The sequence below is a fragment of the Cellvibrio sp. PSBB006 genome (assembly GCF_002162135.1).
Taxonomy (GTDB): Bacteria; Pseudomonadota; Gammaproteobacteria; order Pseudomonadales; family Cellvibrionaceae; genus Cellvibrio.
This window is the reverse complement of record NZ_CP021382.1, coordinates 665,554-692,247: the sequence shown is the minus strand read 5'-3', so window position 1 is coordinate 692,247 and position 26,694 is coordinate 665,554. Positions and strand designations below refer to the sequence as shown.

The window sequence follows — 26,694 nt, the reverse complement described above, 5'->3', positions numbered from 1 at the left end:
GTTATGAAGATTATCACTAAAACATTGCATCCCATGTTATATAAAGCCGGGCTGGCACTGGCCCTGTTTCTTCCCTGGCTAATCACGCCGGTAGCCTTTGCCATCGCCAGCTTTATGCCCAAAGCTAATCTCGCCTTGTTGTATTTATTAGTGGTCATTTTTATCGCCACGAAATTTACCCTGCGTCTGACATTGATCAGTGCTGTTTCAGGATTCCTGGCATTTAATTACTTTTTTACCGAACCCTATGGTTCCCTGCTCATCACCCATCGTGAAGACATACTGAGTGTCACCTTCTTTCTGGTTACAGCCTTGGTCGTCGGCCACCTGGCGGCAAAGCTCAAGCTAAATACCGACGAAATACAGCGCCGTGAAGCCATGAGCCGCATTGAACTCGATATGCTTGAACATTTGTCCAAAGCCATTGATGTTGAGCAAGTCATGGCAGCGCTCGAACATGCGGTTAACGCATGGAATACCCGGTATCACATTGTTTACGCCGAGCATTTACAGCAAAACAGTTCACCTTTTCATGTCGATGATACGCAAACTGCAAAGCTTATTGCGTTGTTCAAGGCAAAAATGTCGCGCGATATTCAGGATCAATTGATCAACCTGGAGCGTGAGCTGGGCGGGTATTTTCTGCATAACACGAAACGGATTTTAGCGTTTATACAACTGCCGGAATGGAAGGAGACGCCGTTGGAGCGTGAGTTCTTTACACTGCTGCAACGCCAGGTAAACCAGTCCCTTGAGCGCATTCGCCTGGTGAGCGACCTGGCACAGGAACGCATGGCTAAAGAGAATGAATTATTACGTTCTGCATTGTTATCGTCGGTATCCCATGATTTTCGCACACCGCTGACAGCCATGATCGGTGCAGCATCCACCCTGCTTGAAATGGGTGATGACTTAACTAAATCCCAGACGCGCGAGTTACTTGCTACGGTCCTGGAAGAGGCTCAACGTCTGAACCGTTACACCCAAAATTTATTGGACATGACGCGACTGGGTTTTGGTGAACTCCGGCTGGAGCGGCATTGGATCAGCGTTGCAGAAATTGTGAGTGTTGTTAAAAAGCGTTTAACTCCCCTGCTGCAAGAACACACGTTGTCGATCAACCTGGCACCACAACTGCCGTTGCTTTACGTACACGCCGCGCTGATTGAGCAGGCTCTGTTCAACGTACTCGATAACGCGGTAAAGTTTTCTCCCCAAGGCTCAGCTGTTAAGCTGAATGGCATCCTGGAAGCGCACCGAATTGTGATCAGTGTTTGTGATTCTGGTTCAGGTATCGACGATTTGGAAAAAGAAAAAGTCTTTGAGCGTTTTCATACCGCAGGGCAAGGTGACCGACGCAAATCAGGTAGCGGCCTCGGTTTGACAATCTGCCGCGGGATGATCGCCGCACACGGTGGCAAGGTGTCGATCCATGACAATCCGAATATGACAAATACTCTTCAACGGGGTTGCTGTGTGAGGATTGAACTTCCTGTGGAAGAGGCAAAGGAAAAGACATGAGCAAGATTTTAATTATTGATGATGAACCGCAGATACGCCGTTTTCTTCACATCGGATTGAGCGCGCAAGGGTATCAGATCATCGAAGCAGAGTCAGGCCAACAGGGACTGGCTTTAGCTGCTCTGGAGGCGCCGCAACTGGTGATTCTTGACCTCGGTTTGCCGGACATGGATGGCCAGGAGGTATTACTGCAACTGAGGGATTTTTATCAACAACCTGTCATAGTGTTGTCTGTGCGCAGTCGCGAATCTGAAAAAGTACATGCGCTGGATAATGGTGCCAATGATTACGTAGTGAAACCTTTCGGCATACAGGAATTACTTGCGCGTATGCGCTCGCTGCTTAAGCTCTACGGCAAACAGATAACACCTACCGCGATTTATCAAGATGAACGTGTTTACATCAATTTGCAGGAACGAAAACTCGTTATCCAGAATGAACAAGTTAAATTATCGCGTAAGGAATTCGATGTACTCAGAATGTTGATGAATCACGCCGGACATATCGTGACTCAACAACAATTACTGAAAGAAATTTGGGGGAAATCCCATGTGGAAGATACGCATTATCTGCGTATCTTTATCGGACGTTTACGTACCAAGCTGGGCGATGATCCCAGCGCGCCGCGCTACATCGAAACTGAACCCGGCGTGGGTTACCGGTTTCTGCCGCTGATGGATTAACCCCATTCGACTTAACGACAAATCGTCCCCAGGTTGGCAACCAATGCCGGCGTAGCTTCGTAAATACAACCGGCGTTGTTATCAATCAGCTGCGCACCGGTTAATAAGGTATTGGTGCAGGATGCGTCATTGGCCACGACACCGTAACCACCGGCGCGCGCGACAACCAACCCGGTAAAGCTATTACCCGCTGCCGGTTTGGATGCATCATCGTCTACCTGAGCCAAAAAAATACCGTGCTGTTTGCTGTTGAGTATCTGTACGTTGCTAAACAGGTTGTCAAACGAGTCGCGCATAAAGATGCCCACGCTGCCGCTGTTGGTAATCAGTACATCGTTAAAGACATTATTGTTGAACTGGATATCAAACGAAAAACCAGCGGCCTCATTATCATAAAGATGAATCCCGCTGAATAAACTCTCTTCCGTCTCGTAACCGGCCAAGCCATCGAATTCGTTATTGTAGGAGGTGTAATCCCGGATGGTCAGTCGGCGACTGGTCAGTTCAGTGACGAGACCACCAGAGCTGGCACTGTGTACGGTCACACGCTCCACGCGGCAATCAAAACAATGGCGAATTGAGATGCCATTGTTGCGCAGAGGGAAAGCTTCGCTACAAGGTCCACCCATACATTCAGATGTCTGGTTTTGACGGTTACCGTCGATCAACAAATCACTGATCACAATATTCCGTCGCCTGGTATCAGGAATGGCGATGGACTGCCCCATAACGATAACCGGTGCATTGGCACCATCGGCCAGGCGCAGTACCGTACCAGCACCTTCACCGCGCAGGCTGACATTATCGCGATCAATCACAATCGGTTTATGACAGAGATAAATCCCATCCGGTATACGAACTTCACCGCCCACGGCGGGTAATTGATTGATGGTCTTTTGTATTGCGGCGCAATGTTTACCTTTTACTATCGCCGCCTGGGTGGTGCCGACAAAGGCACCGATAACACAGGCAAGGGCTAGCCATGAATAGCGAATCACGTTGTTACTCTCCTATTATTCTTACTGCTGGTCTATTATTCTTACTGCTGGTGTAAGCATAGTGCGAAAAAATAACCGTGATGAATAAATGCGCGCGATAGAAAAAAATGTTCCAGCGAATGGCTGATGCTGCCATTTGGGTTATTTGCAATAAGGGGTCTGGTACCCTGACTCAACCTACTCCCGGAACCGTAATTTTCCGTAAAAATGATTGCTTGTTAGCACTATCACTGTAATTTTACGAAGCTTCACTTATTTCTGATCAATACCACAGGGGAATCATGGCTATGGATCATAGCAATCGTCGACAATTTCTGGCCGGCACAGCACTCTTGGGTGTGGCGGCGACCGCTTCGCTTAATCTCAAGGCGGAAAAACCCAAGGCCCAACCTGAATTACCCAAGCTTATTCACAAAGTATTTTTCTGGTTAAAGAATCCGGATTCCAAAGAGGACCAGGCAAAACTGATTGCCGGTATCAAAGCGCTGGGCGCCATCGAAACGGTACGAGCGATCCATGTCGGTATACCGGCATCCACCGAAAAGCGCGATGTGGTAGACAACAGTTATCAGGTATCAGAGATGTTGTGTTTTGATGATGTGGAGGGCCAGAACATTTATCAGGCCCATCCTCTGCATCAAAAATTTATTGATGAGCATGCACACCTGTGGCGCAAGGTGGTGGTCTACGATTCTATTGCGGTGTAAATAATTTGCTAAAAAATAAAGCGAGGCGGGAAACCACCTCGCTTTATTTTTATTCGCTGATGACCGGCACGGCGGAACCGGCCTGGTTTTGAGCCTGGATACGGAAAGGATTGCAGTTTTTGATTACCACCTTGCCCTGCAACAAATTTCCCTTGGAATATTCATTGAAATGGCAGGTATTGGTTTGGGGATCGTAATTTTCGATCCAGAGGTTGTCATCTTTCCAGGTCGCGGTGATATGCATCTGGCCATCCGGCACGTTGATGGACATAACACCGCCGTAGCGTTTAACAAAGACTTGTTCAAAGTGGAAAAAGTACGCTGCCCATCCGACAAGCAGTATGATCAATGCGGCAATGAATCCCGCTTTCCATTTATTCAATCGGCCCAGCAACCACAAAACACCCATTGCTAACGCGATGACAACAGCCCAATAGAAATACGTAATCATTACCGCTCCTGTTCCTGTGTCGCTTTATGAAAGCGTGCTATGAAACCTGACGCCTCCGCACAAGCATCTTGCGAGCTGCCGCCAGGAAGCCAAGCAGTAGTATAGTCAAAAAGCCGATGCTGCCACCACCACCGCCGGAATCATTGTCGTCGTCATCATCTGATGACGTATTTTTTACCGGATTCAAACCGTCCGCAGTATCGGGGCTTTCATCGAGTACGACGATATTCTGAATCATCACAAAGTGCTCGTCTGTTACTTTGACATCATCTTCATGATCCTCGGTGGTGTAATTACGCAAGGGTATTTCATTTAATGCACCGCCTTTATTAAAGCGGCTCACGGCGGCCATCGCATCAATAATAGCCATGCCGTTACCGGTTACCTGACCGAAAACGGTGAAACCGCCGTTCTGACGATCCAGGTTACCGCTATTATCCTTGAGATTAAAAAACCATTGGTTGGTGGCACTGTTCGGATTATTACCGACTTTGGCCATGGCGATAGTGCCACGACGGTTGGAATAAACAGGTTCATTAACAACAGCAGCATGTGAAGTCACTGCTTTCAGCGGCAGAGTACCCGGGTAGTTATAACCACCACCTTGCACAATAAAATCCGGAACCGAACGATGGATAATGGTGTCTTCAAACGCACCTTCCTCGACGTATTTGAGGAAATTTTCAACGGTCTTGGGTGTGGTTTTGTCAAACAGGTTAACTTCAAAATCACCCATGACAGTTTGAAATTGCACGGTAGTGGCATGGGCACATACAGCCCCCATAAGGCCGATGGCCAATACACTTATCGTTGAATAGTGTTTAAAACCTGCACTGAAAATTTTCCCGTTCATTATTCGCTTTAGACCTCGTGTTATGCTGGGCATTGGCAGCTTGTTGAAACACGGGCATGGTAGCGTGGAAAATTTTCTCTCCCCAGAATAAATTTGTAGTAATTTGTAACAGCGGTGCAACAAAAAAATTAACGTCTTTACTGCGGATATTCATCAATCTTCATCTATTTTTACCCAGCGCCCCTGTTGCTGGACAACCTCGAATCGCGCCCACTGCTGAAATTCATCGCGCCGACAAATACCGGTTTCATAGGAGCCAGCGCCAGCTAATACCTTGTAAATAACCTGATCTTTGGCCGCATTTTTTTGTTCGCCCGATGCGTCGATCACTTGTCGTACACTCCACAGGTTGCCCAGTTTTCCGTTGCTGTAAAAATGGCCGGCGATAATTTCATCGGGGTGCGTAATATTTTTCTCGGCATGTTGTTTGGCCAACTCCAGGAGTTCGGTCAAACCTTCCGCAGTTACGTCCACGTAAGAATCCAGTTCCTGCATGGCAGCGGCAAAGTCTTCATGCGTTAGTTCAAATTGCCGCTCGGCGGGCTTGGTGGAGATCGCCGCTTTGTGCTTGCGCGCAAGATGCGCGGGGTAACGACGCCAGGCAAATAACCCGTTAAACACCAGCGCCATACCGATGATCGCTACCACATTGATCAATATCGGCATCACCAGATAGTGATAGCCCAAGGCATAGACTTCCGCACCGCCGATCACTGCCGCCAGGGCGGTAGCACCACCGGGCGGATGGATACAACGCAAATAATGCATGGCACCCACGGCCAAACCCACAGCCAACGCGCCAGTCCAGGCTTGATAGGGAAATAGTTGATGGCAGGTTACACCGATCAACGCCGAAATCAGGTGGCCACCGACAACCGCCCAGGGCTGGGACAAGGCGCCGTGAGGTACCGCAAACAACAACACCGCACTGGCTCCCATAGACGTCACCATCAGAAAATTCCCGGCGGAACTCATGTACCCATGGGGAAAGGTCCAGCGCGTAATCCAGTAGACCGCGAGGATACCCAGTACCGCGCCCAACGCCGATATCAATTTTTCGCCGTGACTGGTGGTATTGCGTTCGACGCCCAGCAATAGCCGACATTCATGGAGCAGTGATTTAAAAGTCATGCAGGATCTTCCACATCTGTTTGCACCAACAAGGGGCAGCATCCTAAGGGCTGGCGGCGCCAACTGCAATCCTGGCCAACATGATTCTTGACCATCACAATCTTTAAGGCTGCGGGGGTTGACCTTTCCCCGAGGGCAAGGTTTATGATGAGCGCGTCTTTCAGTGAGCAACCCGGCATAACATGAAATCCCTATCGCGACCTCATACACTGCTCGTGGCACTCTTGTGCCTGTGGCTGCCTATGCAAGCCGCCGCCGGGCTGTGGCTGCCCTGTCATTGGCTGGATAACGCCACTGCACCGCAAGGCAAGCAAGCTGTTCACCAGGGCTGTGGCGGTGCGGAGCAAACATCTGAAGACCTCGCCTCTGCAGCGGACAGCCAGAATACGTGTTACCACTGCCAGATCTCCTGTCACTTCAACAGCGCCGTCCTGTTGCCGCAAAGCTTGCCGGCGCCGACGGTCTTACCGACACATTACAACCGCCTCCCTACCCCTTCCTTGCATTCTGTCCTGCTCGACAATCCACATCGCCCACCCAGATTCACCTGATCACCCACAACTCATTACCGACGTCCAGCGTCGGCATGTTCGTGTGACTTTCCGGCCGGATGACCTTCGGCCGGCAGACTGACAGGCAATGAAAATGAACAATCTGATCCACAAAGCCGCCCTGGTGATGGCGGCCATGACGTTGGGCGCCTGCGCAAGCTGGGCGCCGTCAAATGAAAGTGCGGTGAACCTTGAACACCAACTGGCAAGCCGCCATCCGGATTTGCAGTTACGTGTTGCGCAACGCGATGCGGTGGTTGAACAGTTGCTACATCAGCCATTAACGCCGCAGACCGCCACGCAATTGATGTTATTAAACGCCCCGCGCATTGAAATGCTACTGGCCGAGCTGGGCATCGCCAATGCCCGACGGGCGCAGGCCGAGTTGATTGCCAATCCACATTTTGCAGTGGGCGCCCTGCGCCCGGAAGGCGGCGGACGCTGGCAACTGGACCTGGGGCTGAGCCAATCCCTGCTCGACCTGCTGACCCGCTCGTTACGCATAGACCTGGCGGATGCGGAGCTGGCTCAGCAACAATTGACATTGCAAGGGCGTCTCGATGAGGCAATCCACGAACTTCAGTCTGCGTACTTTGCCGCAGTTGCCGCACAGGAACAGCTGGCGATCGCCGAGCAATATCAACAAGCCAATGATGCTGCCTACGCTCTCGCGCAAGCGATGCGCACTGCCGGCAATTTGTCGCCAGCCAGTTTTCTGCAACATCAAGGTTCCATGCAGCAGATCAGCCAGGAGATCCGGCAAGCCCGGTTAGCAGCGGACACCAGCCGTTTACAACTGGCCTACCTGTTGGGATTGCAACCACAGCAGGCGTTTGATTTGCCAGAGCAATTGCCGAACATTCCTGAGGAGCACTTTGTCGCAACAGACTTGCTGATCCAGGCTCAACAACACCGTCCCGAGTTAGCACTCATTCGTCGGCAGCAGGATTTTCTCGCCGGTCAGCGCCCGCTGATTACTCGCAGCCGCTGGGCCGATATTACTGCCGGGATAAACGTCGAACGGGAATTTGATGGGACTATCAATGCCGGGCCGGAAGTGGAGTTTGGCTTACCGCTGTTTGATCGCGGTCAGGCAAAACTCGATCGGCTCAGTGCCGAGAGCGATGCAGCTCGCGCGCAAGAAGCGCATCTACTACGCAAGACCGAATACGAGATCGCCCTCGCATTGCGCCAACTGGACGATGCCCGCCAGGCTCATCAGGAGGTAATAGCCTTGCAAAAAACCGCCCACGAACAGGTAAAGGAAAGCCAGCGAGAGGTGAACTTCATGTTGGCCAGCCCGTTTGATTTATTGGCGCTCAAACAGCAGCAAATCCGCTTGGCCGCCGAGGATATCGAAGCGACCAAACACTATTGGCAAGCACGCACAGCCTTGATACTCGCCGTTGGCAAGAACCTGCCATTTGCCGAGCCAGCGGGCGATACGCCCCCCGCCAGACCGAGTGAGCCTCAGAACGAACACCACGGAGACCATCATCATGATTAATCGACGCGACTTATTAGTTGGCAGCGCCGCCGGGCTGCTGGTGGGAAGCCTCACCCGCCCAGGCTCAGCTCAGGCCGTTGAAGATCACAGTCACCATCAACACCACAACCAGCAGGCCACCGCAAAACCCGAACAGTTGGCTAGTGTGGCAACAACCAAAGCAGACGTGACTGCCCAGGGTTATCGGCCGGTCATTACACCGAATGCCCGCACCTTGCCCTACCGACTAAATAACGGGGTAAAGGAATTTCATTTGATTGCTGAGGAAGTGGAGCACGAGTTTGCGCCGGGTACGACCATCAAAGCCTGGGGTTACAACGGCAGCACCCCCGGCCCGACGCTGGAGGCGGTGGAAGGTGACCGGGTGCGAATTTATGTCACCAACAAATTACCGGAACACACCAGCGTGCACTGGCACGGCATCTTGTTGCCCTGGGGCATGGACGGTATCAGCGGCCTGACGCAACCGCCGATCAAACCCGGCGAAACCTTTATGTACGAATTTACCCTGCAACAGCACGGCACTCATATGTACCATCCCCACGCCGATGAAATGGTACAGATGGCGCTGGGCATGATGGGCATGTTTATCATCCACCCCAAGACGCCGACCGAACCGGCGGTGGATCGCGACTACGCCATCCTGCTGCACAACTGGGCTGTGCACCCTGGCACCTATCGCCCCGACCCCAGTGTCATGACCGAATTTGATTTGTGGACCATGAACAGCAAAGTGTTTCCGTTTATTGACGCCATGGTGGCGCAAACCGGGGAGCGTGTGCGTATTCGGGTGGGCAATTTATCGATGTGGAATCACCCGATTCACCTGCACGGTGTGCAGTTCGATGTGACCGGTTCCGACGGCGGTCGTTGGCCGGAGAACCAATGGCGCAAGGAAGTCACCGAGATCGTCGGCGTCGGCCAGACCCGCGACCTGGAATTTACCGCCGTTCCCGGCGACTGGGCGTTTCACTGCCACATGAGCCACCACACTATGAACGCGATGGGTCACGGCGTGCCGAATATGCTCGGCGTTAAGCAGCCGGAAGCGTTATTAAAAAAAGTACTGCCCGATTATATGCCCATGGGCGAACACGGCATGGCAGAACATCAGGTGCATACAGACATGGGCCATATGCCCGGACCGGAAAATACCCTGCCGATGATGATGGGCGAAGGCCGTTACGGCAAACTGGAGATGGGCGGCATGTTCACCCTGGTCAAAGTGCGCGACCAACTGGATGGCGATCCGGGTTGGTATTCGCCGCCGGAAGGAACGCTCGCGCAAAAAGTGGATGATGTGCCGGGGGATATTCCGGTGTAAAACCCAGTAGCCGAGTTTTGTGCCGTGTAGGTTTTGCGTCGTTTTTTAACGGGAATATCAGCGGTGCAACTATCGCGGTAAAAAATTTAAAAAAATATTTGCCGTTAATCTGCCAGTACGCGGATTTTTGTCGATATCGGCTGCAGGATTAATCAAGCCTGAATGCAAGAGATTACCGGGATAAATAATCATGCGATTGGGCCGGTATTCGACACTGCCCATCAACTCGAATTGGTCATTGCTTGCGGTGATGTAACTTTGCGGCGGATTGCCATGCAGCTGATCAAACTCCGCCACCGATTGACTGTATTGATTTTTTCGCTCTGGCGTTATGCGCTCAAAACCGGTTTGTTTATGTTTAAAAAAACCGGTACCGCCGTGCTCACCTGGCGACAGATACTGCATGATCGCCAGATAATAAGGCATAGCGGTATCACAATGGGGCCGGCACTGGGCGGGTAATAATTGCTCCGGCGGCGTCGCTACCAACGAGTAGTAAGCGCCGTCCAGAACCAGGCGGTGATGTTCAGGAACAGCAAAGACTTTGAACAAATGCCTCCCCAGGGTATTGACCACCAGCCGACAATAATCCTCACCGATTTTCGCCCTGAAACCGGGATAGTAGGTTTGCTTCTCCGCATCGAAATCAACATGTGCGCAAACTGAATCAACAAACGCGTCAAGATTGGCGAGAAAATTATCGATGATAATCACCGGCGTTTTCTCATCACCCACGTTCAGCACCAGGTTGGTGATATCCGGATGTAGTTGTAAAGTGTTCGATTGCATAAATATTTAAAACAAATTAATGAAAAATGTATTACCCGCTCTATGCCGAGGGATGGTCGGGTGCATTCGTGGTGGTTTTTGCCGGTATCGGCGATAGGTAGCCGATCAGCAACATCACTGCACCGACCACCATAAACGACACAACCCGTGCGAGTGTTCCGCTATCGGTAAGGTCCTTGGTGAATAACTTCAATACCACCAGTCCCAGCAGTGCAGCACCGGCAATCCACCAGTGGCGATCCTGCATGCGCCGCGACAGGTTCATCACAATCAACGCGCAAATAACCCATAAAATAGAGAGCGCCATCTGCACCTTGGCGGAATCCCATAAAGCCGGAATTTCGTAGGCAACTTCACCATAATGGTGAATTGCACGCAAGAGCACAAGATTAACCCAGACAAACCCGGCGCCTGCGATCAAGCCATGGCGAATATCAGCGGTGGCTTGGGCAAGATTAACCAGATTGGCTTTGAATGACCAGAAGAGCAGCAGGATAGCGGCCAACTGCGCCAGGTCAACTGGATTCAGGATGGGCACATACACAAACGGCACAGTGCCCGCAAAGGTACTGACTTTGATAAACCACAACAGCAATAAAAATAATAACGGCGCGGGAATGATATGGCGGTAATCATTGGCGTAAGTCGTAAACGGCCAGATGGTTTTTCCATTCAGTTTTATCAGCACAACCACCGGCAAGGCAAAACAGACGAACCATAAAACCGCGGCCGCAGTATCCTGCCAATTGTTTTGCTGCTGCAACCAACTTGCTTCCCAAAACAATAAACACAACAGAAACCACGCCGTCGCCACATGGTAAATACTGAGTAAGCTTGAGCGTGAATCCGCCCTGCTCCGCCAGAGAAAACGATACTGTACTGCAACAAATACCAACAATGCCATCCAGCCAAAACCTTGCGCAGGATGAAATGCCATTGATTCCAGTACCGACCAGCCATGGTAAACACCGGCCGAGAGTGCAGTTAGCGGCAACAACCAAAAACCTGTTCGCGTGAGTGATTGCCAGTGCACCAGGCGACTGAGCAATAACATGGCTAAGGTTGACAGCGCGAAAAATAAAATAGTCGTCGCAAATAAATATGGCTCGCTAACGTGTGCCGCTATTTCGTTGATACCTGCGATCAACCACCAACCCCAGCCGATCAACATGGCGATTAATTCCAGATACTTCTCATCTTTCAACAGAGCATCAAGGTGGCGATATAACAACCAGGCAATCAACAACGCCGAGGCAGCGAGTACAAACAGATTAATAAAATCGCCGATCAACAATGGAATGTACCCGGTTGTCAATTCACCTCGGCTCAGCAAGGTAACCGCCGCTGCTATATGCAACAGGTAACCTGCAACCCGCGACAACAACCGACCTTGTCGCAACCCAATCCAGATTAATCCGATCGCTTCAAGCGCCCAGGATGCCGAGGTCCAGGCGGCACCCATCGCCAAGGGAATGGCAAGGGTTGCAAAACCCACCGCCAGCGCAGTAAATGAATCAATCAATAATTGCTGTGTGGATTTATGTTTAACCCACAGCCAGCGCGCAACCACACCGTAAATCATTGCCAATATCACCGCGCTGATGGCCAAACCATATTCTGTGTGATGCAACAATTCCGCCTGCAAACCAAAGGCAACCAGCGGTAAACCAAAGATCAGCGTGCCGTCCACCAGGCCGGTAAGTTTCGGCGGTTGCTTGAGTGAAAACAAAACAGACAGTGCCAAATAAAGCAGAAAGAAAGCCAACAGAAACGGCTGGGTACTGGCGTAGAGCTGCGGTTCATAACGCAATACACCCCACACCACAGAAATCATAAACGTAAATATAAAGCCCACCCAATTCAGGGTCCGCCAGGTTTTAAACCAGGCCACCGCCAGAATGCCCAGGTTTAAGATTAAATAAAATGTAAACAAGGCAACATGATTGCCGGAACCGTCAGAGGTGAGAATGGGCGCGAGAAATCCACCAGCGGTTGCCATCAGGGCAAGAATCTGGGCGTTTTGCAGCACCGACAAAAATACCCCAAAGATCACCACGACTAACATCAGAGCAAAGGCAAACGCCGATGGCATCAAGGTATAAATTTTGGTCGCTGCAAAGATCGTCAGATAAAGCGCAGCCACACCGCCGCCTTGCAATACCAAACCATAGCCCCCTGCCCGGTTGCGGGTTTTCCAACCCAAAACAATTAAAGCGATGGCCACCGCAGCAACGGCGGTCAATCGCAATTCAATGGGCAGCAATCCCTGGTTGGAAGCGTACTTGACCAAAAAACTTAGCCCGAAAAACATGACCACCATACCAATGCGCACAATGACATTGCCTTCGGTAAAAAACCGGCGAATCGCGTGCGCCACTTTATCGAACGGATCTGGTTTTGCCGGGTGTGTTTGCTGCCGAGCTTGAGCCAGAGCGGCCACAGTTTGCGGTGGAGTATCCGTTTGTGGCGACGCAGCCAGAGGCGATGGCGAGTTCGGTACCACTGCTGTGTTGGATTGAGCAGGCGCTTTTTGCGTTGTTGCAACCAGCGGTTTTTCTGCTGCGGTTGTTGATGCCGGGAATGGTGTTTGAACCGGTTCGGCAAGGGGTTGCACCGGCACAGAGGTAGCCGGCGTTGAAGATTGTTTGAGCTGCACCACCTCGCGTTCGAGCTGTTTATGCCGATCAGATAAATTTTTGAGTTGGCCCGCAAGATAACCGATCACACCACCGGCAAGCCAACCGCCGTAACCGAGGCTAATCGCCCCCAGGATGATTCCAACCAGCGTCAGCACAATGGTGATGTTCATGAAAATAGCTTCCCTTATCGTTATTCATCGCTTGTCGCAAGATTCAGAGCGCAGAATAATCGGCTACAGGACCATTGTCCATGAACAGCAAGGCGTTTGTGCAGCGCGTCAAAATGCTTGTTGATTATCGGCAGTTTTATTGACAATGCGCATCGTCGGTTGCCAGTTGCTCACGCAATTACGCCCTTGTTCCTTGGAGTGGTACAAGGCTTCGTCAGCCTGGTGAATCAGCTCATTAGGCGTTTGCGCGCCCAGCCGAACAGATGAAATACCGAAGCTGGAGGTCACCTTGATTCCCTGACACAACTGCGCCGCAATTTTTTCCCGGCAGCGATTAGCAATCAAATTCGCCTGGGATATGGGCGCGCCCGGCAGGATAATGCAGAACTCCTCACCACCAAATCGCGCCAGAATATCGCCTTCGCGAATCACCTCGCGAATGGTATTGGCAACCATCTTGATGACTTCATCGCCCACACCGTGACCGTGGGTATCGTTGACCCGTTTGAAGTGATCAATGTCAGTCATGATGCAAGCATATTCAGCGTGACTTGAGCGCGCTTTATCAAAGGAGGCTGCCAGATAGTCAAACAACGAACGACGGTTATAACAATCGGTTAGCGGATCGCGCGACGCAAGGTATTTAAGTTCGCGGTTTTTGTTTTCAATCGACAGTTGCGTGGCTGCCAATGCCTTAACCATGTCTTCCAATTGGTGATTCTTTGCTTCCAGTTCAGAGATATCGTCAAAGCTGGCGATAGTCCCCTGGCTGTTGCCCTTGTCATCCAGAATCGGAACAGCGTTCACGCGGAAGATTTGTTTTTCCTGCTCATGGGTTTTCAGCTCTAACCGGACACCTACCTGTTTTTGGCCCGATGACAACGCCTGCAACCAGGGTAAGGCGGCGGCACTATCAGATTCATCCTGCTGCCAGCCTAACGAACTTGCTTTGCGTCCGATCAGGCTTTTTTCATCGCGTTGCAATTTTTCTGCGAGCGAGTGATTCACCAACACAATCTGTTCACGCTTATCGAGGATCAACACACCTTCTGCCAGAATATTTAATGCATTCCTCACCCGCGCCGGCACGACCGCACTTGGATCAAGGTGATGAAGCGCACGTTTGATATACAACCAGAAACCGACAAATCCTGTTACCGATACAAAAATAATTAATAAAACAAAACTCGGCAGACCGAGGAATGGGCTGTCTTCGTGGGTTAGTGGATGAAAAGTAATTTCAAAGTTGCCGCGCTTTTCACCGTTGATCAATAGCGGCAAGCGAATGTGTGTCGGCGTTGAATTTTCAGCGGAAGCATCATCCCAGAATTCCTCGTGTTGCGCCGTTTGCGCTACCACACCTTGATCATTGCGCCGAATACCGATCGACCTGACGTCCGGATTGCGCTCGATCACATTCTCCAGCATCGCCTGCAACAACAGCATGTCACCGCGTTTGATGGCCATGATGGTCTGCACCGCCAGGGTTTCTGCCAGCGATTGCCTGACCTTTAATTGTTGCCGCTCGGTGCCCGGCGCCAACCCTAGCGCCTGGGCAAGAATCAGGATGGACAAGGTGAGAATCACCAATCCGATGCTTAATCTCACTGCGGGTGTTATACGAAATTTTCCCACCGCTAACCTCTAGCTTTCTTTGTTGTCGTGATCGAACAGGTAGCCGACTTCACCGGCACGTCGGTCTTCTTTTGCTTTGTCCTTACGTTGTTGCTCCAGTTCTTTCTTGCGCTTATTGACCTCGTCCAGAATTGGCAAGGGATCAATGCCTTTCCATAAAGGCAGCATGGAAAAGAGTGTTAACAGCAAACTACTCGCCCGTAATGACCAGATTAAAATGCCCGTGGTAATAGAGAGCGTAACGCCGGCAATCATGGCGTGTTGTTGCTGTTCTTCTTCGAGCACACGATTCATGTCAGCGCGCGCACGATCAATTTCCTGATTGAACTCAATCAATTCCTGGGTATTAAGGTAGCCACTTTCCAGCGCAATTAAACTAGTAAGGCTTGCATAAGGGTTGGCCGCCTGACGCTGTTGCTCGTCAAATTCACGGCGTGAATCGGTCCACGTCGGACGGTTGCGATCATCTTCATCGTAACCTTGCGGAATGTCTGCCGGCGCAATAAAAACCGGTGGCTGGCCCAGATTATTGGTGAGAACACTGTCGGTGTTGTCCTTACTATTGATCGGTTCATCAACAGCGATGACATCACCCGGTGTTGCGATCGGCGTGCCGCCTTGATTAAGCGGTGGCGTGACGGGCGGTGACTCAATAACCGGCTCTTCCGTGGGCGACTTTGGTTGCTCTGGTACCGGATTTATCGGTACAGGTGTATCAACGGGTTCTTCCACGGGTGGCTCTATTGGCGGATCGATCGGTTCCTCGACAGGTTGCTCGACAGGCTCTTCAACAACGGGCTCTTCTTCAACCGGTTCTTCAACAGGGCTATTGCCAAGCGGCGCGCTAATGATTACATCAAAGGTTGTTTCAACCCAGGCGCCTTGTGCATCGGTAGCGCGAATCGTTAATGTTGTTTCTCCCGGTGAACCATTGGAAAACTCTAACGTCAGTGTGCCGCTGCTACTATCCAGTGCGGCAAGATCCGCTAATGCCGGATTGGTATTGGCCATCAAGGCGTATTGTAAATCTGTGCCATCTTCCGCATCGTCAAAGAAGTCATGTAGATTAATTTGCGTTGCCGGCGTCTCTGTTGTTGCAGAAACATTCTCCAGCCCACTGCTGGTGGGTGCGGTATTCAGCGGTACGATAGTAATGGTAAAACTGGTTTCAACACTGGCACCATCACGGTCAGTTGCGCGCAAGGTAATAACACTACTACCGCTTTGATCAGCAGCGTAATCCAGTTGCAAGCTGCCGCTGACGGGATCAATGTTTACATTGGAAAATAATGCGTTATTGGAATTCTCAACCACATTAAATATTAATTGCGCATCGCTGTCTTCTTCATCAGCAAATGCCTGGAATAAATCAATGGTATCGCTGCCACTGTTGGCATCGCGTGTAATATCCGCCACACCGGTTGTAGTGGGAGCACTATTAACTCGTTCAATCGTGAGATCAAAGCTATCACTGGTGAGTGCACCGCTGGCATCCGTGGCCGTCACCTCAATTGATAACGTACCCGTATCGAGATGTGTTGCTGTGCCACTGAAAGTGCGCGTCGCGGCATCAAAACTCAACCACGCGGGCAAGGCTCCACCACCCACGAGTTGCGCGCTGTATGTCAGCGTATCGCCATCCGGGTCCGCAAAGGTATCGGCCGGAATAATAAAATTAAATGGAATATCTTCGGTGGCCATTTGATCCGGCAACGGATTGCTTACCACCGGTGTGTTGTTGATACCCGACACTTCAAAAGCCAGGTCGCGACTCGGATCGGGAATACCGTTGTGATTGTGATACTCACCGCCACCATACACATTGGTATCGTGGATGCCGACATACACCAGAGGATCGGCATTATTACCGGTGGAACTGACTTTGATGAAATAGGTTTGACCGTAGGTCAACGCCAGGTTATTTACATCAAATGAATGCCAGGCTAATGCAGTTCCGAGTTCAGTGGAGGACAAGGTATTACTGGCAAGCGCAGTGCCATTAAAACTATCCAACACCGATACAGTAATCGTTTGCGGTGTTTGATCGGCGTCGGCGTTGCGGCGCAGCTGGACCGAAATATTATCCACCACATAAGTGCCGTTACCATTGGCTTCCACAAAACTTTGATACGCATCCTGCGCATCAGCTAAACCTGTGCCGGTCAACGCGGGCGGTGAAGATTCATACACAATATCCGCAGCAGCCGGCGCGGCATAAACCACTAACGAAAAATTATCGCTGGCCGCTGTACCACCCTGTCCATCATCCGCAGTGATTTCGATATCCAGTGTGCCGACATCCCCTGCCCCCGGCGTTCCACTGAAGGTACGTGTGACTGCATCAAAATTTAACCACGCCGGTATGGCACCACCACCGACAAGTTGCGCACTGTAAGTCAATGTCGCATCGCTATCGTCATCACCAAAGGCGTCGTTGGGAAGGGTATAACTGAACGCATTGTTTTCCGTAACGGCCTGGTCCACGAGCGGAAAACGAACAAAAGGATCATCGTTGGTGTTAACAATGGTGATGGTGAAAAACTCGGAGACAGATGCACCGTGATTATCGGTAGCGATAACTTCCACGTTGAGTGTGCCGATATCGTCGTTGCGAGGAATGCCGCTAAATGTGCGGGTGATCTCGTTAAATACCAGCCAGTCGAGGCTGCCACCGCCGGCCAATTGCGCGCGATAGGTTAATGTATCGTTCACATCCGCGTCGGAGAAAGTATTGGCAGGAATTGTATAAGTGAAGTTGTCGTCTTCATTAACCGTATGGTCCGGCAGTGGATTATCAACAACGGGTGCGCTGCTAGCGCCGTCTTCCTGACTGACTTTAAAAGCCAGATCCCAACCGGCACCATCCACAACACCATTTTGAATCATGGCGCCGTCTGGAAATAAATCTACATCGTGATGACGAATCAACACCGCATCATCGCTTGCATCGGTGCGGACACGAATCACGTAACTTTGATTGTCGTTAAGGGCCAGGTCAGTAAAACTGAATGAATGCCACTCAAAACCAATAGCACTAATCGCGTCGGATGAAATCGAGTCAGAAGCCAACACCGTACCGTTCCATGCATCGCGCACTTCTACAATAATCGTTTGCGGAACCGCAGCGGCATATTTTGCCAGTTCAATGCTGATTTCGTTAACGTTGTAAGTCGCACCGGGGCTATCGTAAAGAAAACTCTGGCCAACCTGGTTTACGGATGAGATCGGTGTCTCCCGGTTGCCACTCCCGGTATCAACGTAATGAGTATCGCCTGTCGTTATGACAGTTAAGTAAAATGTTTCTGTTGCAACGCCGCCATTGCTGTCATCAGCATTGACGGTAATGGATACGGTACCCACATCGCTGTTGGTGGGTGTGCCGGAAAATGTTCGTGTTGCTGCATCAAAACTGATCCACGCGGGTAACGCACCGCCACCGGCCAAGGTGGCCGAATAGGTGAGACTATCACCATCGATATCATTGAAGGTGTTCACATCAAACGCGAAATTAAATGCAGCGTCTTCGGTAGCAACCTGATCATCAATCGGGTTGGCAACGGTCGGGGCATCGTTGGTATTGGCAACGACGATATCAAAAGTATCACTGGCTAGTGTGCCGCCCTGCCCGTCATCGGCGTTGACGGTAATGGATACGGTACCTACATCGCTGTTAGTCGGCGTGCCAGAAAACGTGCGTGTCGCTGCATCAAAACTGAGCCACGCCGGTAATGCGCCACCGCCGGCCAACTCGGCGGAGTATGTCAACGTATTACCGGCATCTGGATCGGTGAATGCATTGGCGGGAAAGGTAAAATTAAACGCGCTGTCTTCCGCAGCAACCTGATCATTAATTGGATTACTAACGACGGGTGTATCGTTGGTATTGGCAACAACAATATCAAAGGTATCGCTCGCTAAACCACCCTGACCATCATCCGCGTTAACCGTGATTGATACCGTGCCCACATCGCTGTTGGTTGGTGTGCCGGAAAATGTCCGCGTCGCTGCATCGAAACCAAGCCACGCAGGTAATGCGCCACCACCGGCCAACTGCGCGGAATATGCCAAGCTATCACCATCGGCATCATCGAAAGCATCGGCTGCAAACGTAAAATTGAATGCCGTATCTTCAATTGCATTTTGATTAAGAATAGGATTGGGAACGAATGGATCATTGTTGACTCCCGCAACCTCAAAAGCCAGGTCACGCGACGGATCGGCAACACCATTGTTATTGAGATATTGGCCATTGTTATACACATTGGTATCATGAATGCCTACATATACCAATGGATCAAGGTTACTACCTGAAGCACTAACCTTAATAAAATAAGTCTGGCCGTAGGTTAAAGCGAGATTTCCCACATCAAATGAATACCAGGCTAATGTGCTATCCAACTCAGTAGACGACATCGTATTACTGGCGAGGATGGTACCGCCATAGTTATCCAAAACAGCGACGGTGACGATTTGAGGAGTTTGATCAGCAGCGGGATTGCTGCGCAGTTGCACTGACACATGATCAACAGTGTAATTTCCTACACCATCAAGATCAGCAAAACTCTGATAGGCATCTTGTCCACTCGCAACCCCCGTGCCGCCCAGTGTTGCACCCGACGTTTCATAGATAATATCGGCACTGGCTGCAGCATCATAAATCACCAGATCAAAAGTATCCGTTGCAGATGTTCCACCGTTACCATCATCGGCGGTGACTTCAATAGCAACCGTGCCAACATCACTTGCCGTGGGTGTACCACTGAAAGTGCGTGTTGCGGAATCAAAATTCAACCAAGTGGGCAATGCACCGCCACCGGATAATTGTGCGGTGTAAGTTAATTGATCACCCGGATCGACTTCACCAAATGCATTGGCTGGAAAGGTAAAATTGAATGCGACATCTTCCGTCGCGGCTTGATCCGCGATGGGGTTCGCCACAAAGGGGTCATCGTTTGTATTAATAATCGTTAAATCAAAATTGTCCGAAATACTCGCGCCGTGATCATCGGTGGCAGTGACCTCAATAGTGATAACGCCGACATCACCATTGTCAGGCATTCCCCAAAAGGTGCGGTTGGCTGCATCGAAATTTAACCAGGGCGGCAAGTTGCCACCACCGGCAAGTTGGGCGGTATACACCAGCGTATCGCCTTCATCACTGTCGCTGAAGGTGTTCGCAGGAAAGGCGTAATTAAAAGCAACCTGCTCAGTGGCAGATTGGTTGGTTATGGGGTTGGCTACGATGGGGGTTGCGTTAGTGCCATCGTCGTCAGTGACTTTAAAGGCGAGATCCCAACTGTCCGGATTATCTATGCCGTTTTCAATTAAGGTAGCGTTGTTATAGCGATCTTCCTGATGGTAAGAGACCATCACCAAATCATCATCAACATCGGAAGAAATGCGAATGAAATAGGTTTGATTGTCATTCAGCTCCAGATCGCCAAAATCAAATGTCTTCCATTCAAATTCGGCGCTGCTCAGGGAGTTGGATGATTTGGTATCCACACCCAATACTGTTCCGTTCCAGGCATCCAACAATTGAACGGTAATGGTTTGTTCCGCAGCGCCCACATCTTTCATCAACTGGATGCTGAGTTGATTAACGATATACGTGGGAGTGCTGCTGTCGTAGACAAAACTCTGCCCCACATTGTGGGAAGAAGAAAATGACAGCTCGTTAACGGCATCGTCTACGTGGATGTGATTCACATCCGCCAACACACCTTGCCAGTTTTGTTGCAGGTTCAGACTAAAAAGTGGCGCCGTTTCTATGTTGCCGGTGTTGATCTCCAGTTGCCAATCGCCGCCTTGTTGGGCATGGCCGGTCAAATCATTACTCGCGGCTACATCCGCCTGAGTCAGTGCCGCTAACTGCTCAATCAGTTGCACACCCTCGGCATTACCGGCGAGGTTACAGCCATAAATCATTAGATCCGCCGATTCACCCAGCGCATTACCCCAGGCCGTGACGTCTTCCTGGTATTCGCTGAGGCTGTGTTGGTTGAGCAGTGTATTGCCCAATTGCAACGCGCCGGCAGTGCCGTGCGAAATAATATGGATAGCGCCAACACCGGCGTAACTTTTTAATGCCTCAGTGATCTGCCCTACGCCGTCGCTGTCGGGCTCCAGCAAAACCACTGCAACATCTTCAGCGGATTTGTTCTGCAAAATGTCGTCGAGCAGTGATTGGTAATCGTCAACGCGGGTGTCAATAAAAACCACGTCTTGCGGGGTATTCTGCGGCGCGTCGATCTGGAGAATATCGGTAGAGGTATCAGCAAATCCAACAGGATCATGCGCCGTGTGATAAATCGCGTCCAAATCAGTGTTGGCCGCGGCCTGAATCAGGTAAGCCGTATCGGAATTGGCATCGTCCAGCACGGCAATATCCGCCGTAGCCGAAAAGAGTAATCTCGGCTCCAGGGGTTCAATGGTTGGACGGCGGTTACGCGGCGACTTTCGGTTGGGCATTGGGCGATGTAATCATTGTGATCGAGTGTTCGATGCAAATTAGGACACTGGTAAAAAGACCGGCAACACTCCCTGCCTTCTTAGTGTAGCCGGAGACGATGCTTATTGCGCCAGATATGCCTATTTGCTCTATCCCCTGTTTAAATCATTTTTATCTAACAAAATGGAAAGATGTCTTTATTGTTATGAGTGCATGGCTTTTATCGCGACCAAAAGCCAAGCGGCGATCAGAGTCCGCCGCTCAATAAATTATTTGGACTTTTTACGCCGGAGAACCGGACGGTGCACTTCAAACCGCTGGGTAATTGATAGTCGGGATTGGGGAAAGACAAACGAATACCAAAGGTGTTACTGGGCGCATCAATCACCTGATCAACCAGCACTACTTCAGCGATGTAGGTTTTTCTGGCGATAGCCAGTTCAGGGGTCACTGTGGCTTCCATGCCTTCTTTAATCAGCCCATACAAACTGGCCGGCGCAAATACTTCAACGCGGAGGGGATCGAGCTGTGCCAGTTGCAGCACCGGCTCGTAATCAATGTGTTCGCCGGGTTGTTTGTAGCGATCCACCACAATGCCGTCGATAGGGCTGCGAATCGTGCGGCGTTGTAAATCAGCCAGTGCGCGATTATGTTCCAGCGCGGCTTGCCGCTTGCGGTCATTGGCCTGCTGTAATTGTTGTGCGGCCAGGGCGTGTTCAGTCTTGGCTTTATCCAGCTCCGCAAAAGACGCCGCTTTTTTCTCATACAAGTTAGTAACACGGGTCAAGGCCCGTTGGCTGAAATCAAACGCCAGTTGCTGCGCGTCGACGTCGCTTTCCAACTCGGCCTGCACTTTGCGCAGCTCTGCGGTTGCGGTTTCAAGTCCTGCTTCCAGACGTGCCAGAACATCGCCCTGCTTCACGCGATGATTTTTATCAACCAGCACTTCGCTGATCAAGCCTTCCACGGCGCTGCTCACGTTAACGGTAACGTGGGGTTCAATGCGGCAATTCAGTTCGGTTCCTTCAGGTGTTTGTGCTACAGCCACAGTCGCAGATAGCGCCAGTAAAACAGCGGTAAAGATAAGGTGCATAGTCAATCTCTAATCATTGTTATTCAGCCTTACTATAGATCATGCTGTCGGAAGTCACAGGATTTCTCCCTCATCAATAATCAATGCGGGTGATAAACAATTGGCGCAAGCGACGCTGGAGCTGCGTCGCCAAAGGTTCGGCGGGGTGGCGGAATAACAGATAGGCCCGCTCGCCGTAGCGGCTGCCCTGGGCCAGTTGTGGCAGATGCACATCGAGCAGAAAAACCATCTGCGTTGCCTTGGTGCCGGCTTTGTCTCCACTGTCCACGGGCAACCGGCCCCCGCCAGCGGCACCCAATACCGGGCTGGGCAAATTGAAGGTAGCTGCCGGAACCTCACCGCTCACGTTACCCTGCAGCAAGTGCCCGATATCACCGGCCATGCGCACCTCCACAGCGGATGTCGACTGACGGACCAGGCCGACTTCCTGCTGCGTCAGGGCAGCGCGGATACGCGGCGGCTCATCCTGGATAATCAACCCGACAACATCGCCCTGCTCCAGGTACTGCCCCACCAGTGAACGGTGTTGAGTCAGGGCAAAACGACCTTCGGTTGCACTGCGAATCACCAGATTGTTTACCCGGTTTTGCAGGTGCTCAAGCTCGGCCTGTATCGCGCGGATATCTTCCTCGTAGAGTTGCGCTTGCACCCGATCCTCGTTCCACGCCTGCTGATAGCGCGCCCGATACTCATCGAGGTGCGCCTGCTTGAACGCCAATTCTGCCAGCAAGGACGGGTTGTGCAGTTGTATCAATACCTGCCCGGCGTCCACCAGATCACCGGGCTTGACCAATAGGTCTGCAACCTGCCCCGCTGTTTCCGCGCGCACCTGGGCATCATCGGGTAGCCAGAGCACGCCTTCGGTGTGGGTCGACAAGGGAAGCGGGACAAAGAAAAATCCGGCGAGCAAACACACCACCACACCCAGGGTGACACCGATTGATCGCCGACGTGTGGGTGCCAGTTTCTGGTCCTTGAGTAAAAAGCGCAGGTGTTTGCCGAGCGGCAGCAACAACTGGAAAAAAACCAGCCAACAACCCAATACCAGACCGGCGCGGGGAAAATGTTCGGCAACCAATAAAATAATGAAAGCCAGCACCAGTAACCGATAGAGAAATGCCGCACCGGCATAAAAGACCAGCCCGGCACTTTCCCGCCGCGTTGCTGCTGGTGAATGCAGACCTTGTACACCGTAGCCCCAGGTTTGCAGCAGATACGTCATCTGTTGATTGGCCCGGGTGGCAAGGTTGGGCGTATCAATGGCATCGCAAAGGATGTGGTAACCATCAAAGCGCATTAACGGATTACCGTTAAAAAACACGGTCGATACGCTGCCGATAATGATGACGTTGTACAGAAGATCGCGCAGTAATCCCGGCTCAATCGCCAACCAGACCAGCAAGGCGACAGCGGCCAGAAAAAGCTCCACTGCCATACCTGCTGCACCGACCATCATGCGCCGGGATTTTTCCGGAAAAGCCGTGGCGGCGGTGGCATCGACATAAGGCAGCGGCGTTGCGAGGACAAATACCACACCGTATTCATGTACATCGCCGCCCCAGGCTTTGGTGAACAGGCCGTGGCCGATTTCGTGAAGCACCTTGAGTAACGGATAGGTTAGCCACAGCAAGAGCAAATTGGCGGGGGACAACAATCGGTCCAGTTGCCCGCGCGTCAACTCCGACCAATGACTCCCCGCTTGCAGCAGTGCATAGCCCACCACCAACAGCCACACCAGGCCCATTGCCGGGCTCGTTAACAATCGGCCCAGCGGCAACAAACGGGTGAGGAATTTATCGGGATTGCCCAAGGGAAAGCGCCAGGTCAATGGATTGAGCAGCAAACGCATCCAGGTCTGGCGGGACTTTTGTTGTCGTCGGGCAAAGAGCTCGCGGGTATTGGGCGGAATATCGCAAATCAACAGATCCGCGACGTGCAGGTATTGCAGCAGTTCAATTAACTCTGCGCGTGTCGGTAATTCATCGGGTGATTCACAGCGGTCGGGCCGGGATGCGGTCTGCAAAATCTGATGCAGGCTGCGCCGGCCATCCATCAGGGCGATCAACCCATAGGCGGAAGGACTGAGACGGTGAAAACGGCCGGTGCTTTTATCGTGCAATACATACCAGAGTTCATCGCCGTAATGGCGACGCTGGATGTCGATATGACGCGGCAAGGAGGGTCGCAGGTGTTCCAGCCGTTGCCACAACAGGGATTCGCTCATGACATCAGAACCACAGGGTTAATCTGAGCCAGTGCCAGATATCGTGAAACCAGATCCATCCCAACAAGTGACGCCCCGCGAGAATACGGCCGGAGCCGGTCATCCCCGGTCGCACAGATAAGTTTTCGCCATCCAGTGAGGCTTCTACCCGAAAATAATTACGCCCGTCGCGCACCTCGCTCACCGGTGTGACATGGGTAACGGTGAAGGTGAGTGTGTCGCCGGGCAGGCTGGTGAGTTTCAGGTTGCCGGTCTGTCCCGGCGCGATGGCGGTGATATCCCGCTCATCCACATACAGTTGCACGAGATAACCGGCATCCGCCGCAATTTCAAATAACACCTCGCCCTGCTTTACGGGGGCGCCGAGGGACTGTCGAATATCGTCCGAGACAATCGTCCCGTCGATGGGAGCCGTCAGTTTGGTCTGGGCCAGTTGTTGCTCGATCAAACGCAGTTGCACGCTCGCCTGCTCCACCTGAGCGGCGGCAATAGCGGCCTGGGAACGATTAGCGGTGGCCAATGCGTTGTCATACTCCTGGCGATATTGCTGCAATTGGCTGGCGAGCTTGCGCCGCTCCAGGGTCAACTCCGCATCATTCAATTCCGCCAATAACTGCTGCTTCGTTACCCGCTCGCCGGGGCGCGCATTGATAAGCCCCAGATAACCGTCTTGCGGTGCGACCAGTACGTGCTGGTCAATATTTTCTACCACCGCATCGCTGTGCACGCGGTAATCCGCCGGAATCAAAAGCACCAACAGAAAGACAAAGAGTCCGCCGCTGACCAGCTTGCCTTTGAGATGCTGCGGCCCGAACCAGCGTTGCAGAAAACCGGTAGCCCCGGCACGCACGGCTTGCATGCTGCTGATGGATGCAGATTTCCTGAAATACAGCAACGGCGCCACCAGAGACAACAGCTGCTCAATCCACTGCTGGTCGGTGGCACTCAAGGGTGCAGCAGTCGGAACCTCCATCAACAAGGCACCGATAACCTGCTGTTTATGACGCAACAAAAAGGTATGAATCTCTACCGCCGGATTGGATTGTTGCAACGCCCGATGACAGCGCAACAGCTGAGCCGGATGGTCGGCGGCCTCCTCCTGCGCGGTGACGTGGATATCCTGTCGTTGCTCCACCGCCTCCTGCATCGCCGCCGTTAACGCTTGCATGACCTGGGTACGCCGATCGAAGTTGGCCGAAAAAGACACAGCCATCAACTCCACGCCGCGTTTGTCACACAACCCCAGACTGACGCGCTCACCCTGTTGACGTGTTGCCAGGCGGTTTACCAGGGTGATGGCGGCTTCTTCCAATGACGGTTCGCGCAGCACGCCAGCCAATAATTCCAGATGCTCCTGCCCGGCAGTTGACGAATCGCGTTGTTCACTGCCTTGTTGAAACAACAGAAACTGCAACCAGGTCATACCCCACTGCAACAATTTGAGCGTGGCCTGCAGATCAAGCTTTTCGCGCTTGCCAATGCGCAGCACCACCGCCCCCCAGAACGCGCCATCGACAACAACCGGCTGCCCCAGCAGCAATGCCTCACCGTCCGGCTGCAACTGTAAACGCTGCTTCGCGATGACCTGGCTGGCCAGCGCCAACAATGCCGGCTGCACCGACTCCTGCTCCGGCCAACGCACAACCCGATGATCGCTACCGGCGTCATCCTGACTGATCAACACGCCCGCTGACGTTGTCGCAACCATCTGGCACTGCAAACGCAGCCAATGTTTTAGTAAGGCGTTGATTAAGGGCATTGATGACTATTTGGTAAATTGAATCGGAGGTTTTATAACGAAATCGATTTAAGGATAGTTGAAACAATGAGAGAAGAACAAAAGAGTGTTGATAGGCAGCTATGAACTAGTGAGCTGAAGCTGGCACACAGGGAGTTTGTCATGAGGGTTTTTGTTTCGAAACCCTCAAGTCACGGACGACTTGAGGGAGCTACAGGGAGGTATCTAT

At 51.7% G+C, this 26,694-nt stretch carries 17 protein-coding genes; 6 read left to right on the top strand and 11 right to left on the bottom strand.

Annotated features, from left to right (window positions below; translation table 11 throughout):
- Nucleotides 1-3 precede the first annotated feature (3 nt).
- Nucleotides 4-1,521 carry a DUF4118 domain-containing protein gene (locus CBR65_RS03145; RefSeq protein WP_232461338.1) on the top strand — a complete coding sequence of 506 codons (1,518 nt, stop codon included), beginning with the start codon at nt 4-6 and terminating at the stop codon, nt 1,519-1,521.
- Nucleotides 1,518-2,204 carry a response regulator gene (locus CBR65_RS03140; RefSeq protein WP_087465494.1) on the top strand — a complete coding sequence of 229 codons (687 nt, stop codon included), beginning with the start codon at nt 1,518-1,520 and terminating at the stop codon, nt 2,202-2,204. The genes CBR65_RS03145 and CBR65_RS03140 overlap by 4 nt, the downstream gene beginning before the upstream one ends.
- An 11-nt stretch (nt 2,205-2,215) precedes the next feature.
- On the opposite strand, the gene CBR65_RS03135 is transcribed toward CBR65_RS03140, so the two are convergent.
- Nucleotides 2,216-3,202 (bottom strand): right-handed parallel beta-helix repeat-containing protein, encoded by a 987-nt coding sequence (locus CBR65_RS03135; protein WP_087465493.1) that lies wholly within the window; start codon nt 3,200-3,202, stop codon nt 2,216-2,218.
- 281 nt (nt 3,203-3,483) lie between these two features.
- Here CBR65_RS03135 and CBR65_RS03130 point away from each other — a divergent pair, with 281 nt between their 5' ends.
- Nucleotides 3,484-3,909 carry a Dabb family protein gene (locus tag CBR65_RS03130; RefSeq protein WP_232461337.1) on the top strand — a complete coding sequence of 142 codons (426 nt, stop codon included), beginning with the start codon at nt 3,484-3,486 and terminating at the stop codon, nt 3,907-3,909.
- Between the two features lie 49 nt (nt 3,910-3,958).
- Here the strand turns inward: CBR65_RS03130 and CBR65_RS03125 are convergent, their stop codons facing one another.
- The 3 genes from CBR65_RS03125 to CBR65_RS03115 form a co-directional block, all read right to left on the bottom strand.
- Nucleotides 3,959-4,360 carry a hypothetical protein gene (locus CBR65_RS03125; protein ID WP_087465492.1) on the bottom strand — a complete coding sequence of 134 codons (402 nt, stop codon included), beginning with the start codon at nt 4,358-4,360 and terminating at the stop codon, nt 3,959-3,961.
- A gap of 37 nt (nt 4,361-4,397) precedes the next feature.
- Complete coding sequence (locus CBR65_RS03120) at nt 4,398-5,213, bottom strand: peptidylprolyl isomerase (RefSeq protein WP_087465491.1); 816 nt, start codon at nt 5,211-5,213, stop codon at nt 4,398-4,400.
- A gap of 153 nt (nt 5,214-5,366) precedes the next feature.
- A complete protein-coding gene (locus tag CBR65_RS03115) occupies nt 5,367-6,344 on the bottom strand; it encodes an HPP family protein (RefSeq protein ID WP_087465490.1) in 978 nt (325 codons plus the stop codon).
- A 182-nt stretch (nt 6,345-6,526) separates the two neighbouring features.
- Between CBR65_RS03115 and CBR65_RS03110 the strand changes: the two genes are divergently transcribed.
- From CBR65_RS03110 to CBR65_RS03100, 3 genes are all read left to right on the top strand, one after another.
- Nucleotides 6,527-6,895, top strand: coding sequence for a hypothetical protein (locus CBR65_RS03110; RefSeq protein ID WP_157671954.1), 369 nt, complete (start codon nt 6,527-6,529; stop codon nt 6,893-6,895).
- A 94-nt stretch (nt 6,896-6,989) separates the two neighbouring features.
- The gene (locus tag CBR65_RS03105; RefSeq protein ID WP_198300864.1) at nt 6,990-8,402 is read left to right on the top strand and encodes a TolC family protein; all 1,413 of its coding nucleotides are present in this window, start codon (nt 6,990-6,992) and stop codon (nt 8,400-8,402) included.
- The gene (locus CBR65_RS03100; RefSeq protein WP_087465487.1) at nt 8,395-9,726 is read left to right on the top strand and encodes a multicopper oxidase family protein; all 1,332 of its coding nucleotides are present in this window, start codon (nt 8,395-8,397) and stop codon (nt 9,724-9,726) included. The genes CBR65_RS03105 and CBR65_RS03100 overlap by 8 nt, the downstream gene beginning before the upstream one ends.
- A 69-nt stretch (nt 9,727-9,795) precedes the next feature.
- On the opposite strand, the gene CBR65_RS03095 is transcribed toward CBR65_RS03100, so the two are convergent.
- The 7 genes from CBR65_RS03095 to CBR65_RS03065 all read right to left on the bottom strand — a co-directional run bounded on the left by CBR65_RS03095 (nt 9,796) and on the right by CBR65_RS03065 (nt 26,486).
- The gene (locus CBR65_RS03095; protein WP_087465486.1) at nt 9,796-10,515 is read right to left on the bottom strand and encodes a DUF6445 family protein; all 720 of its coding nucleotides are present in this window, start codon (nt 10,513-10,515) and stop codon (nt 9,796-9,798) included.
- Between the two features lie 40 nt (nt 10,516-10,555).
- Entirely contained in the window at nt 10,556-13,324 is a 2,769-nt protein-coding gene (locus CBR65_RS03090; RefSeq protein ID WP_087465485.1) for a DUF2339 domain-containing protein, read from the bottom strand.
- A 108-nt stretch (nt 13,325-13,432) separates the two neighbouring features.
- Nucleotides 13,433-14,932 (bottom strand): sensor domain-containing diguanylate cyclase, encoded by a 1,500-nt coding sequence (locus tag CBR65_RS03085; protein ID WP_232461336.1) that lies wholly within the window; start codon nt 14,930-14,932, stop codon nt 13,433-13,435.
- A gap of 36 nt (nt 14,933-14,968) precedes the next feature.
- Complete coding sequence (locus tag CBR65_RS03080) at nt 14,969-21,430, bottom strand: putative Ig domain-containing protein (RefSeq protein ID WP_087465483.1); 6,462 nt, start codon at nt 21,428-21,430, stop codon at nt 14,969-14,971.
- A 227-nt stretch (nt 21,431-21,657) separates the two neighbouring features.
- Nucleotides 21,658-22,503, bottom strand: coding sequence for an efflux RND transporter periplasmic adaptor subunit (locus CBR65_RS03075; protein WP_087465482.1), 846 nt, complete (start codon nt 22,501-22,503; stop codon nt 21,658-21,660).
- A gap of 73 nt (nt 22,504-22,576) precedes the next feature.
- Nucleotides 22,577-24,727, bottom strand: a complete 2,151-nt coding sequence (locus tag CBR65_RS03070; protein ID WP_087465481.1) for a biotin/lipoyl-binding protein — start codon at nt 24,725-24,727, stop codon at nt 22,577-22,579.
- A 4-nt stretch (nt 24,728-24,731) separates the two neighbouring features.
- Nucleotides 24,732-26,486, bottom strand: coding sequence for an efflux RND transporter periplasmic adaptor subunit (locus tag CBR65_RS03065; protein ID WP_087465480.1), 1,755 nt, complete (start codon nt 26,484-26,486; stop codon nt 24,732-24,734).
- Between the last annotated feature and the right edge of the window lie 208 nt (nt 26,487-26,694).